The sequence below is a fragment of the Buchnera aphidicola (Shivaphis celti) genome (assembly GCF_039349365.1).
Lineage (GTDB): Bacteria > Pseudomonadota > Gammaproteobacteria > Enterobacterales > Enterobacteriaceae > Buchnera_L > Buchnera_L aphidicola_AL.
Window position 1 is genome coordinate 64,508 of sequence record NZ_CP134977.1, and the last position, 12,947, is coordinate 77,454.

Below are 12,947 nucleotides of genomic sequence, written 5' to 3' on the forward strand. Positions count from 1 at the left end.
ATGTACTGTCCTGTTATTTATTTTGCAAAAGAATTAATTTCTATACCATCAATTAGTCCAATAGATAATGGTTGTCAAAAAATAATTGCAAAGAGATTATTTGCAATTGGATTTACTATTTTATATTTTCAACATGGTGAAACAAGTAATTTATTGGCATATAAAGGAAAGGGAATTATTTTATCTTTTGCAGGACATACAGATGTTGTACCTCCAGGAAGTATCGAGAAGTGGAGTTCTCCTCCGTTTATCCCCAAAATTATCAAAGGTTATTTATTTGGTCGTGGTTCCTCGGATATGAAAGGGTCATTAGCAGCTATGGTTATAGCTGCTGAAAGATTTTTCTTATCTTGTAACAAATATATTGGAAAAGTGTTATTTTTAATTACTTCAGATGAAGAATCATGTGCTGAACATGGTACTAAAAGTATTGTGAAATATTTACAATATCAAAATTGTAAAATTCAATATTGTATTATTGGAGAACCTACTAGTAAAAGAATTTTAGGGGATATTGTTAAAATAGGAAGAAGAGGTTCGTTACATGCGAATTTATTAATTTTAGGGAAGCAGGGACATATCGCTTATCCCATGTTTGCTAAAAATCCGATTCATTTAGTTATACCTTTTTTAAATTCTTTAATTAATACATCATGGAGTGATGGAAATAAATATTTTCAAAAAACAAGTATGCAAATTTATAATATAGTATCTAGTATAAATAGTGAAAATGTTATTCCTGGTAATCTATATATTAAATTTAATTTTCGTTTTGGAACAGATACTTCTGTTAATTTATTGAAGAAAAAAGTATATTATTTGTTAAAGTTACATAATTTAAGTTATTCCATTAAATGGAAATTATCTGGAGAACCATTTTTAAATTTAAAAAATAATTTAGTATATTTTATAAAAAAATCAATAAAAAAATATTGTAATATTGATCCAAATCTTTCTACAGATGGTGGTACGTCTGATGGTCGTTTTCTTAAAGATATTGCTATGGAATTATTAGAGATAGGATCAAAAAATGATACTATTCATCAAATTGACGAACGTGTTTTAGTATCAGATTTACAGAATTTATCTTTAATTTATCAGGATGTCATGGAAAACGTATTCCTTAAATATCAAAATATAAAATGAATTTTGCAGAGTACCAAATATGTGATACTCTGTTTAATTCTAATTTATTTTTTATATATTTTTATATTATATTGGATTTTTTTAATGCCTGCATTAACCTTTTTTGTGATTTTTCTGATAGTGTAGTTAACGGTAATCTTAGATTTTGATGATTAATTAATCCTAATTTCCAAGCTGCCCATTTTACTGGTATTGGATTAGATTCCAAAAATAATGATTCATGTATTGGTATCAATTTTTCATTAATTAATCTTGCAGAACGAAATTGTTTTTGTAATGCAAATTTGCACATTTCAGACATTTGTTTTGCTGCAATATTTGCTGTTACTGAGATTACTCCATCTCCTCCTAATTGGATAAAGTCTAAAGCGGTATTATCATCTCCACTAATTAAAAAAAAATTTTTTTTGGTATATTTTTTAATTTTATGTATTCTACTCAAATCTCCTGTCGCTTCCTTTATCCCAATAATATTTTGAAGTTCTGATAATTTTATTATAGTATTGGGATGCATATCACATCCTGTTCTACTCGGAACGTTATATAAAATTTGTGGAATATGAGTGCTTTCTGCAATAGATTGAAAATGTTTATATAAACCATGTTGCGTAGGTTTATTGTAGTAAGGAACAACGCTTAAACAAGCACAAATTCCTGATTTTTCAAATTTTTTAGTTAATGCAATTGCTTCTAATGTTGAGTTTGCCCCAGTACCTGCAATAATTGGTATTTTCCCATTTGAAAATTCTACTGTCAGTAATACAACTTCATAATGTTCTTTTTGATTTAATGTTGAAGATTCTCCTGTCGTTCCTACCGAAACAATAGCTTTGGTATTATTTTTTATATGATACTTTACTAGTTTTTTTAAGCTAGTACGACAAATTTTTCCATTTACATCCATTGGTGTAATTAATGCAACAATACTACCTTTAAACATTTTTTTTCTCCCATAAAAAATTGATATAATGATTTTTTTTATTAATTCAATTTTTTTGGATGATATATTATAAATATAATTAATGAAATTTATATTTTTAACGGTTAAATTACTAAAATATTATATATAATAATATTATAATTAATATTATACTAATAATATATTTTATTAAATATTTATGATAAATAAATAATTTATAAAACTGTATTGTACTTTTAAATATTCAATATATTTTTATAATATTTTTTTATGAATATTGATTTTTATTATACTACTAAGTTCATATTTTAGTAGTATAAATTTTTATAGTAAATGATTATATAGATTGTTTTGATTTCATAGATAATGTAATGTTACCACATTGTGCTTGGAATCGTAATACATGATCCATGATAACAATTGCTGTCATTGCTTCTGCAATTGGAACTGCTCGAATTCCTACACAAGGATCGTGTCTGCCTTTTACTTGAATATTAATGGGTTTTCCTGTATTTGTTATAGTATTGATTGGTATATTAATACTGGAAGTTGGTTTTAATGCAATATTTGTAATAATTGGTTGTCCTGTACTAATTCCTCCTAATATTCCTCCCGCATGATTACTCAAAAATCCATCTTTTGTAATTTCATCTCTATGTTCACTTCCTAATTGTTTTATTACGGAAAATCCATCTCCAATTTCCACTCCTTTCACTGCATTAATACTCATTAATGCATGAGATAAATCAGCACTGAGTCTATCAAAAACTGGTTCTCCTAATCCGGCTGGTACATTTTCAGAAATTATAGTAATTTTTGCTCCTATAGAGTTTCCACTTTTTTGTAAATCTTTCATTTTTTTTTTTAATACAGGTAATATATTTATATTTGGACAAAAGAAATCATTTTGATCAATTTGTTTCCATGAATCAAATTTGCATATTATTTCTCCTAGTTGGGATAAATAACCTTTAATATTTATGTTATATACATTTTTTAAATATTGTTTTGCAAATGCCCCAGCAGCTACTCTCATGACTGTTTCTCTAGCTGAAGACCGTCCTCCTCCTCGATAATCTCGAATACCATATTTTGCATGATATGTATAATCTGCATGTCCTGGTCGAAATACATTTTTAATATTTTTATAATCTTGCGATCTACAATCTGTATTTTTTACTGTTAATCCAATACTTGTTCCGGTCGTTTGACCTTGAAATATCCCTGATAAAATTTCTATTTTGTCCGACTCTTTTCTTTTTGTTGTATATTTAGAATGACCTGGTCGACGTCTATTCAGTTCATTTTGTATATATTGTATTGATATTTTCACTTTAGGTGGCATACCATCAATAATGCATCCTAATTTTTTCCCATGTGATTCTCCAAAAGTATGTACTTTAAATATTTTACCAATTGTATTTCCTGGCATTTTTACCTCTTTTTTTAATTTTATATTTTTATTGTTATATATTTTAAAATTATACACATAATTTATATGAAATATTTAATCTTTATTTTTGAAATATTTTATAAAATATTTTTTATGAAGTATAAATTTTATATACAATATTAATGTTTGCAATAATTATTTAAATTGAAATAAGATTCGATATATAATATGAAATAAATATATGGATAAAATATATGAAATACAAAAAACATATATGTTATGAAGATGTTGATTATTTTTATCAAAAGTATAAAAATATTAAAAAAATTAAACAAGATACTGTTTTTCATGAAAAAAAATATCATTTATATAAAAAAAAAAAAGAAAAACGTTATATTTATAATCAAGAGTTAAATGTACAATATTTTAATTCCAACGATACGAAAAAAATTTGTTCAGAAAGACCGGTAGAATATATTCGAGAAAATGTTGTAAAATATAAATTTAGAAAATTTAAAAATGAAAATTGTAATCCAGAAATTTTTTTGGACGTTCATGGGTTGAATCAAAAACAAACTAAGATAGAATTAAGTAATTTAATTATATTTTGTCAGGTGAAGAAAATATTTTTTGCCGCTATTATACATGGACATGGAAAAAATATATTAAAAAAAAACATTCCTGTTTGGTTATCTCAACATCCAGATATCATTGCTTGTTATCAAGCTCCAAAAAAATTTGGATATGATGCTACATTGTTTGTTTTAATTGATTATGATTGCGAATATACTAAATTGAAGTATTAATTTTGTAGTTAATATGTTTTATATTATATTTTTTAGGAGAGATTTTTAATAAAAATTGTACTTATGTTTATATTATTAATAAGGCAAAATTTATGTTGAATAAGAATCGGTTGCGTATTGCAATGCAGAAATCTGGTCGTTTAAGTCAAGAATCAGCTAATTTATTAATAAAGTGTGGAATTAAAATTAATTTGCAGCAGCAACAATTAATTTCATTTGCTGAAAATATGCCAATCGATGTTGTAAAAGTTAGGGATGACGATATTCCTGGTTTAGTCATGGATCAAGTAGTTGACTTAGGTATTGTTGGTGGAAATGTTTTAGAAGAAGAATCATTAAAAAGAAAAATGGATATAGATCATCCATTATATAATATCATACAAAAGTTAGATTTTGGATCTTGCAGATTATCTTTGTCGATTCCTATTAATCAAGAATATTTAAATATTAGTTCTTTTAATAATTCTCGTATTGCGACTTCATATCCTTTTTTATTAACAAGATATCTTAAAAAGAAGAATATTGAGTTTAGCTTTTTTATATTAAATGGTTCGGTTGAAATTGCTCCTGGAGCAGGATTATCTGATGCTATTTGTGATTTAGTTTCTACTGGAGCAACATTAGAAGCGAATGGTTTAAAAGAAGTGGAAGTAATTTATTCTTCTTCAGCGTGTTTAGTTTCTCGAATTGGAGAGATTTCTGATATCAAAAAAAACTTAATTAATAAATTGATTACACGTATTCAGGGAGTTATTAAAGCCAGAGAATCAAAATATATTATGTTACATGCTCCTTATACAAAAATACAATCAGTGATATCTTTATTGCATGGAGCTGAACATCCTACAATATCTAAATTAGCAGGAGAAACAAAAAAAGTAGCAATTCATATGGTTAGTAGTGAAACACTATTTTGGGAAACAATGGAAAAATTAAAATCTTTAGGAGCTAGTTCAATATTAGTTTTACCAATTGAAAAAATGATGGAATAAATTATATGTTATTAAATAATGAAATTATTATTTGGAATAAATTGAATATTTATCAGAAAAAAAAAATACTACTTAGACCAGCAATATCTCAATCAATTAATATACGTCATTTAGTTTTAAAAATTATTCAACATGTTGAATTACATGGAGATAACGCGCTAATAAAATATACAAAAAAATTTGATAATTTAAATGTTAAGAATTTTCTTGTTGATCATAATAGAATAAATGATTCGGAATTCTTATTAAATAAAGAATTAAAAAATGCTATTTTACATGCAAAAAATAATATTCAATCTTTTCATTCTTTACAATATATGAAAGAAATTGATATAAATACGCAAGTCGGTGTTCGTTGTAAACAAAAAATTCTTCCAATACAATCTGTTGGTTTATATGTTCCTGGAGGGACTGCACCATTATTATCTACTGCTTTAATGTTGGCAATTCCAGCAAAAATAGCAAAATGTAAAAATATTGTGTTATGTTCTCCCCCTCCAATTATGAATGAGATTTTGTATATTGCAAAAATATGTGGTGTACACTCCGTCTTTGAAGTTGGAGGAGCTCAAGCTATTGCAGCTATGGGATTTGGTACCGAAACTATTCCTAAAGTAAATAAAATTTTTGGTCCTGGTAATATGTATGTTACTGAAGCTAAAATACAGTTAAATCAATTAATTCCTGGACTATCAATTGATATGATTGCTGGCCCTTCTGAATTATTAATTATTGCTGATGATACAGCTAATCCTATTTTTCTTGCAGCAGATGTATTATCTCAAGCAGAGCACGGTATAGATTCGCAAATTATTGTACTCACAAATAGTAAATTTATTTTGGAAGAAATTCTTCTTAATATTAATCGTCAACTATGTAATTCTTCAAGATTAGAAATTATGAAAACAGCATTATCAAATAGTCGATTTGTTTTAACATCTACTATAGAAGAATGTATTGATATAGCAAATCAATATGCTTCGGAACATGTGATTATTCAAACAAAATCTCCTAAAAAGATAGAAAAAGATATTGTTAATGCTGGTTCTGTTTTTTTAGGCTTGTGGACTCCAGAATCTGTAGGAGATTATGCATCTGGTACAAATCATGTTTTGCCAACAAATTTTAATTCTACTTCTGTTTCAGGTTTAAGTGTCATAGATTTTCAAAAAAAAATTACTGTGCAAGAATTAACTCCTTTTGGATTAAAAAAATTGTCTTCAACAATAAATATGTTGACAAAGTCGGAAAATATGCATGCGCATAATTTCGCTGTTCAAGTTCGTCTTGGTGTAATTAAGGAGAAATATGAAAAATTGTCTTAAAAAATTATTTCGTAGCGATCTTTTGACATTAGAGCCATACCGATCAGCAAGATTAATTGGTGGAAATGGAAAAATTTGGTTAAATGCAAATGAATGTTTTTCACCTCCTTCCTTTAATTTGAATAATTTTTTTTTTAACCGATATCCTGAATGTCAACCAAAAATTTTATTAGAAAAATATTCTTTTTATTCTGGAATAAAACAAAAAAATATTTTAGTTAGTAGGGGTGCGGATGAGGCAATTGAACTATTAATTCGTGCTTTTTGTATACCAGGGAAAGATTGTATTATGACATTTCCACCTACTTATATGATGTATTCTAAAATATCGGAAATTTATGGTATACAAAATATAAAAATTCCATTAATTAATAACATAAAATTAGATTTTGAAAAAATTAGTTTGTATGTTCAAAATGTAAAATTAATATATCTATGTCGTCCAAATAATCCGACAGGTCATTTATTAAATTTAAAAAATGTAATATCTGTTTTAGATGTAGTAAAAAATGATTCTATTGTTGTAATTGATGAAGCGTATATTGAATTTTGTGAAAAAAATACATTAACTTTTTTATTGAAAAAATATGATAATTTAATTATTTTAAGAACGTTGTCGAAATCTTTTGGTTTAGCTGGTATTCGATGTGGTTTTACATTAGCACATGAAGATATTATACAAATTTTAAACAAGATTATTGCGCCATATCCATTAACTATGCCTAGTATTGACATTGCAATACAAGCTTTGGAAGATACTAATATTTTAGTTATGAAGAATAGAGTATCAGTATGTAATCAGAATAAATTATGGTTATTAAAAAAAATAAAAAAATTAAGTTTAGTAAATTATATTTTTGATAGTCAAGCTAATTATATTTTAGTAAATTTTTTTTATGCAAAAAAAATATTTAATATTTTATGGAATCAAGGAATTATTTTACGTGATCAAAGTCATGAATTAAGTTTAAAAAACTGTCTTAGAATTACAATTGGCACCAAAAAAGAATGTGAACTTTTATATTTTGCATTAAAAAATATATCATTAGAACAATGTAAATAGTTTATGGGAAGAGCTATTATGCAAAATAAAATATTATTTATTGATCGTGATGGAACTTTAATTCATGAACCAACGGATAATTTTCAAGTTGATAAAATTGAAAAATTGATGTTTGAGCCATTTGTTATTGTAGTATTGAAAAAGTTGATTGATCACGGTTTTAAACTAGTTATGGTAAGTAATCAAGATGGTTTGTATACAGAGAATTTTCCTTACTGTGATTTTATTTCGTCTCATAAAATTATGGTAGATACTTTTTTATCACAAGGTGTGTATTTTGATTATATTCTTATCTGTCCTCACATGCCTTATGAAAATTGTAATTGTCGTAAACCTAATACTGAGTTAGTTGCTCCTTGGATTATTAATAATAATTTGTTAGATAAAAAAAATAGTTATTTTATTGGAGATAGAGTAACAGATATAGAATTAGCTAATAAAATGGGTATTAAAGGAATTTTATATAATAAAAATTGTACGAATTGGAAGGATATTTATAATATTATTTGTAAAAAAGATAGAAAATGTACAATTGTTCGTAATACAAAAGAAACAAGAATTAATGTAAAATTATGGCTGGATAAAGAAGGAACAAGTTTAATTGATACTGGGATTCATTTTTTCGATCATATGTTAGATCAAATTGCTGTACATGGAAATATTGTAATGAATATTTCTGTTGTTGGTGATTTAGAGATTGATGATCATCATACAATTGAGGATACAGGTATTGTTTTAGGTAAAGCAATTAAAAAATGTTTAGGTAATAAATTAGGAATTGAGAGATTTGGTTTTTATGTACCTATGGATGAAAGTTCTACTTATTGTTTGTTAGATTTTTCTGGAAGACCATATTTAAAATTTATTGGGAATTTTAAGAATCAATATGTTGGAGATTTTAGTACGAATATGGTAGAACATTTTTTTAGATCGTTGTCTTACTCTATGTGTAGTACTATTCATATAGTGAGTATGGGTGGATTAAATGATCATCATCGTATTGAAAGTATATTTAAGGCGTTTGGTCGTTCTTTAAAGCAAGCTATTCGTATTTCTGGAAAAAAAATTCCTACTTCTAAAGGAATATTATAATGAAAATAGTAATTTTAGATACAAATTGTGCTAATCTTTTATCTGTAAAATGTGCTATTGAGAAATTAGGTTATCATCCAATTATTACAAATGATGCAAGTACGATCTCTAATGCTAATAAATTATTAATTCCTGGAGTAGGTAGTGCTATAGGAATTATGAAACAGTTGTCTCAAAAAAAACTTATTCAAGTTATTCAAGATATCACCTGTCCTGTTTTAGGAATATGTTTAGGTATGCAGGTTTTATCTTCTTTTAGCGAAGAATCAAATGGCATAAATATGCTAAATATTATTGATACGCCGGTAAAACTACTAGATACAAAACATTTTCCTTTGCCACATACAGGATGGAATCAAGTTATATTTGATAATTGTAATCATCCATTATTTAAAAATATTTTATCTGGTTCATGGTTTTATTTTATTCATAGTTATGCTTTTCCTATACATCACTATACAATAGCAAAATCTTTTTACCAAGAATATTTTAGTTCTGTTATACAAAAAAATAATTTTTTTGGAGTACAATTTCATCCAGAAAAATCTGGTTCTAACGGTAAAAAACTATTATTAAACTTTTTAGAGATGTGAATTTATGATTATTCCTGCAATAGATATATTAAATAATAAAATAGTTCGATTATATCAAGGAAATTATGATTTAGTGAAGTATTATTCAGAAGATATATATAATTTAATAGAAAAGTATGTTTTTTATGGCGCAAAAGTTATTCATATAGTCGATTTAAATTCTGCTGGTGATAAGACTTATCAACGTAGCACAATATTTAATGATATAATTTTTAATTTTAAAAATATTGTACAAATTGCGGGAGGGATTACTTCGGAAAAAGATATAGATTATTTTTTATCTAATGGAGCAAAAAGGGTTGTTCTTGGTACTATTGTGATGAATAATATTCGTCAGGTAAAAAAATGGATTCAATATTATGGTAATGAATATATTGTTGTTGCATTGGATGTTCATGTTATTAGTGAAAATATAAATATTGTTTTTACTAATGGATGGAAAAATAATACTCATATTAAATTAGAAGATGTTTTATATGAATTATATGAATCGAATATTAAATATGTATTATCTACTGATATTTCTAAAGATGGAACATTGAATGGACCAAATTTTTTATTATATAAAAATCTTGTTCAGAAATTTCCTGGTATTTGTTTTCAGGCATCCGGAGGTATTCATAAATTACATGATATTGTAAAATTAAAAAAAATTGGTGTTTCTGATGTTATACTTGGGAAAAGTTTATTAGAAAAAAAATTCACTGTTCTGGAGGCTATGCAATGTTGGCGAAACGGATTATTCCCTGTTTAGATGTTCGAGATGGGTATGTTGTTAAAGGTATTCAATTTAAAAATCATACTATAATAGGAGATATGGTTCAGCTTGCAAAAAAATATGTCTTAGATGGTGCAGATGAATTAGTTTTTTATGATATTCATGCTTCTTCTAATAATTCTACTGTTGATAAGAAATGGATATATCAAATTGCTAAAGTAATTGACATACCATTTTGTGTAGCTGGAGGTATTCGTAATATTCAAGATGTACGAACAATTTTATCATATGGGGCAGATAAAATTTCTATTAATTCTCCTGCAATTCATGATCCTAATTTAATTACTCGTATTGCTGATCAATTCGGTTCACAATGTGTTGTTGTTGGTGTAGATTCGTGGTTTGATATCGTTACTAAAAATTATTATGTTTATCAGTATACTGGTCGACCAGAATTAATGAAAAAAACATCTTGGAAAACAATCGATTGGATTAAGGAAGTACAAAAAAGGGGATCGGGAGAAATTGTATTAAATGTTATGAATCAAGATGGTGTAAAAAATGGGTATGATTTACATCAATTAAAAAAAATTAGAAAGATTTGTAATATTCCATTAATTGCTTCTGGCGGAGCTGGAAAAATGGATCATTTTTATGAGGTATTTAAATATGTTAATGTTGAAGGAGCATTAGCAGCATCAGTATTTCATCATGATATTTTTAGTATTCAAAATTTAAAAAATTTTTTGATAAAAAAAGGGATAAAAATTAGAATATGTTAAATAATGAACAATTTTTAAAAATTAATTGGGATAAAGTGCATGGTTTAATTCCTTGTATTATACAAAATATATTGTCATCAGAAGTTTTGATGCATGGATATATGAATCAAAAAGCACTGGAAAAAACTCAAAGAAAAAAAATTGTAACATTCTATTCACGTACTAAAAATAGATTATGGACTAAAGGTGAATCTTCAGGAAATTTTTTAAAAGTAATAAAGATTGTTTTAGATTGTGATGCAGATACTTTATTATTATTAGTTAAACCGATTGGGAAAACATGTCATTTGAATAATAATAGTTGTTTTCAAGGTAATAAATCATACTATACGAATTTTTTTTATTTAGAAGAAAAAATTAAAAAAAAAAAAAAAAAAATGTATGATTCTTCTTATACTGCTTATTTACATCAAGAAGGTATTAATAAAATTGCGCAAAAGTTAGGAGAAGAAGCGGTAGAAACTGTGATTGCTGCTTTAAATAATAATAAAAAAGACATAATTAATGAATCCTCAGATTTAATTTATCATTTTTTAGTTTTATTACATAATTGTAATTTGAATTTTTCTGATATTATTTATAATTTATATTTACGTGGATTAAAGGATAATATTCATGATTAATTGTCTTTTAAAAAATTTTTATATAATATATTAATGAGATATTTGAAGGAATGAAAAATATGCGTAAAAATGATATTGGTGTAATTGGGCTTGCTGTTATGGGAAGCAATTTAGCTACAAATATTGCAAATCATGGTTATTTTGTTTCAGTTTTTAATCGAACTGCTCAAAAAACAAAAGATTTTTTGAAAAATCATCCGAATAAAAATATTATTCCTTATTTTTCTATTAATGATTTTGTAAATTCTTTATCATCTCCAAGATGTATAATTTTAATGGTACAATCAGGTATTGCAACCGATAATACTATTCAATCTATTATTCCTCATTTACATTCTAATGACATTATTGTTGATGGTGGAAATTCGTTTTATCAAGATACAATACAACGACATCAAAATTTATTAAAAAAAAAGATTAATTTTATTGGAATGGGAATTTCTGGAGGAGAATATGGTGCTTTAACAGGACCTGCAATTATGCCTGGAGGGGATAAAAAAATATATGATATTATTTCTCCTATTTTCACCTCAATAGCAGCTAAATATAATGATGAATCATGTATCAATTATATTGGACCTGATGGTTCTGGTCATTATGTAAAAATGGTACATAATGGTATTGAATATGCAGATATGCAAATTATTGCAGAAACATATACTATCTTAAAAAATATTCTTTTTTTAAGTAATCAAGAAATTTCAGAAATTTTTAATACCTGGAATCAAGGAGAATTAAAAAGTTATTTGCTTGATATTACGAAAAATATACTTTTAAAAAAAGAAGGGAAATATGATTTGATAGATTTAATTTTAGATGAAGCATGTAGTAAAGGTACTGGAATATGGACATGTCAAGATGCTTTAAATCTTCATGAGTCGTTAACTATGATTACTAGTTCTGTATTTTCTAGATTTTTATCTTCTTTAAAATCGCAAAGAATGCTAGCTTCTAAAATTTTATCCTCACCTAAAATCATTCCAGTATTATGTAATCAAGTAGAATTTATAGAACAATTAAGGCAAGCTTTATATTTAAGTAAAATTATTTCATACGCACAAGGATTTTCACAATTATCAATTGCTTCTAAAAAATATAATTGGAATTTAAAATTTTATAATATTGCTAAAATATTTCGTTCAGGATGTATTATTCAGGCAGATATTTTGAATCATATCGTTAAAGTATACAAATATGATAATAATATTATTAATTTATTATTATCTCCATATTTTCAAAGTATTGCTAATAGCTATCATATATCATTACGATCAGTAATTTCATATACTATACAGCAAGGTATTTCTATACCAACATTTTCTTCTGCAATTTCTTATTACGACGGTTATCGTACAGCACAATCTTCGGCTAATTTAATTCAAGCACAGAGAGATTATTTTGGGTCTCATACGTATAAACGATGTGACAAGTCTGGAATATATCATACAAATTGGTTACAATAATTTTTTTATTTTTTTAGAATTTACAATCTTAT

Annotated in this window: 13 protein-coding genes; 11 read left to right on the forward strand and 2 right to left on the reverse strand. The window is 25.9% G+C overall.

Annotated features, from left to right (window positions below):
- Positions 1-1,146, forward strand: a complete 1,146-nt coding sequence (dapE, locus tag RJT40_RS00315; protein ID WP_343182583.1) for a succinyl-diaminopimelate desuccinylase — start codon at positions 1-3, stop codon at positions 1,144-1,146.
- A 61-nt stretch (positions 1,147-1,207) separates the two neighbouring features.
- Here the strand turns inward: dapE and dapA are convergent, their stop codons facing one another.
- Together dapA and aroC are read right to left on the reverse strand one after the other, a co-directional pair.
- Complete coding sequence (dapA, locus tag RJT40_RS00320) at positions 1,208-2,086, reverse strand: 4-hydroxy-tetrahydrodipicolinate synthase (RefSeq protein ID WP_343182584.1); 879 nt, start codon at positions 2,084-2,086, stop codon at positions 1,208-1,210.
- A gap of 316 nt (positions 2,087-2,402) precedes the next feature.
- Positions 2,403-3,497 (reverse strand): chorismate synthase, encoded by a 1,095-nt coding sequence (gene aroC / locus RJT40_RS00325; protein WP_343182585.1) that lies wholly within the window; start codon positions 3,495-3,497, stop codon positions 2,403-2,405.
- A gap of 215 nt (positions 3,498-3,712) precedes the next feature.
- On the opposite strand from aroC, the gene smrB reads away from it, so the two are divergent.
- The 10 genes from smrB (at position 3,713) to gndA (ending at position 12,915) form a co-directional block, all read left to right on the forward strand.
- The gene (smrB, locus tag RJT40_RS00330) at positions 3,713-4,264 is read left to right on the forward strand and encodes an endonuclease SmrB (protein ID WP_343182586.1); all 552 of its coding nucleotides are present in this window, start codon (positions 3,713-3,715) and stop codon (positions 4,262-4,264) included.
- 92 nt (positions 4,265-4,356) lie between these two features.
- Positions 4,357-5,256 carry an ATP phosphoribosyltransferase gene (gene hisG / locus RJT40_RS00335; RefSeq protein ID WP_343182587.1) on the forward strand — a complete coding sequence of 300 codons (900 nt, stop codon included), beginning with the start codon at positions 4,357-4,359 and terminating at the stop codon, positions 5,254-5,256.
- A 5-nt stretch (positions 5,257-5,261) separates the two neighbouring features.
- Entirely contained in the window at positions 5,262-6,581 is a 1,320-nt protein-coding gene (hisD, locus tag RJT40_RS00340; protein WP_343182588.1) for a histidinol dehydrogenase, read from the forward strand.
- Complete coding sequence (hisC, locus tag RJT40_RS00345) at positions 6,565-7,644, forward strand: histidinol-phosphate transaminase (RefSeq protein ID WP_343182589.1); 1,080 nt, start codon at positions 6,565-6,567, stop codon at positions 7,642-7,644. Before hisD ends, hisC begins: the two co-directional genes overlap by 17 nt.
- A gap of 18 nt (positions 7,645-7,662) precedes the next feature.
- Entirely contained in the window at positions 7,663-8,736 is a 1,074-nt protein-coding gene (gene hisB, locus RJT40_RS00350) for a bifunctional histidinol-phosphatase/imidazoleglycerol-phosphate dehydratase HisB (protein WP_343182590.1), read from the forward strand.
- Complete coding sequence (hisH, locus tag RJT40_RS00355) at positions 8,736-9,329, forward strand: imidazole glycerol phosphate synthase subunit HisH (RefSeq protein ID WP_343182591.1); 594 nt, start codon at positions 8,736-8,738, stop codon at positions 9,327-9,329. The genes hisB and hisH overlap by 1 nt, the downstream gene beginning before the upstream one ends.
- Before the next feature lie 4 nt (positions 9,330-9,333).
- The gene (locus RJT40_RS00360) at positions 9,334-10,083 is read left to right on the forward strand and encodes a 1-(5-phosphoribosyl)-5-[(5-phosphoribosylamino)methylideneamino] imidazole-4-carboxamide isomerase (protein ID WP_343182592.1); all 750 of its coding nucleotides are present in this window, start codon (positions 9,334-9,336) and stop codon (positions 10,081-10,083) included.
- Positions 10,053-10,829, forward strand: coding sequence for an imidazole glycerol phosphate synthase subunit HisF (gene hisF, locus RJT40_RS00365; RefSeq protein ID WP_343182593.1), 777 nt, complete (start codon positions 10,053-10,055; stop codon positions 10,827-10,829). Before RJT40_RS00360 ends, hisF begins: the two co-directional genes overlap by 31 nt.
- Entirely contained in the window at positions 10,823-11,452 is a 630-nt protein-coding gene (gene hisIE, locus RJT40_RS00370; protein WP_343182594.1) for a bifunctional phosphoribosyl-AMP cyclohydrolase/phosphoribosyl-ATP diphosphatase HisIE, read from the forward strand. Before hisF ends, hisIE begins: the two co-directional genes overlap by 7 nt.
- Before the next feature lie 59 nt (positions 11,453-11,511).
- Positions 11,512-12,915, forward strand: coding sequence for an NADP-dependent phosphogluconate dehydrogenase (gndA, locus tag RJT40_RS00375; protein WP_343182595.1), 1,404 nt, complete (start codon positions 11,512-11,514; stop codon positions 12,913-12,915).
- Positions 12,916-12,947: the final 32 nt, after the last annotated feature.

Coding starts and splice junctions, on each gene's coding strand:
- hisF (WP_343182593.1), top strand. CDS start 10,053: ATGTTGGCGAAACGGATTATTCCCTGTTTAGATGTTCGAGATGGGTAT.
- hisB (WP_343182590.1), top strand. CDS start 7,663: ATGCAAAATAAAATATTATTTATTGATCGTGATGGAACTTTAATTCAT.
- dapE (WP_343182583.1), top strand. CDS start 1: ATGTACTGTCCTGTTATTTATTTTGCAAAAGAATTAATTTCTATACCA.
- smrB (WP_343182586.1), top strand. CDS start 3,713: ATGAAATACAAAAAACATATATGTTATGAAGATGTTGATTATTTTTAT.
- gndA (WP_343182595.1), top strand. CDS start 11,512: ATGCGTAAAAATGATATTGGTGTAATTGGGCTTGCTGTTATGGGAAGC.
- RJT40_RS00360 (WP_343182592.1), top strand. CDS start 9,334: ATGATTATTCCTGCAATAGATATATTAAATAATAAAATAGTTCGATTA.
- hisH (WP_343182591.1), top strand. CDS start 8,736: ATGAAAATAGTAATTTTAGATACAAATTGTGCTAATCTTTTATCTGTA.
- hisG (WP_343182587.1), top strand. CDS start 4,357: ATGTTGAATAAGAATCGGTTGCGTATTGCAATGCAGAAATCTGGTCGT.
- hisIE (WP_343182594.1), top strand. CDS start 10,823: ATGTTAAATAATGAACAATTTTTAAAAATTAATTGGGATAAAGTGCAT.
- hisD (WP_343182588.1), top strand. CDS start 5,262: ATGTTATTAAATAATGAAATTATTATTTGGAATAAATTGAATATTTAT.
- dapA (WP_343182584.1), bottom strand. CDS start 2,086: ATGTTTAAAGGTAGTATTGTTGCATTAATTACACCAATGGATGTAAAT.
- aroC (WP_343182585.1), bottom strand. CDS start 3,497: ATGCCAGGAAATACAATTGGTAAAATATTTAAAGTACATACTTTTGGA.
- hisC (WP_343182589.1), top strand. CDS start 6,565: ATGAAAAATTGTCTTAAAAAATTATTTCGTAGCGATCTTTTGACATTA.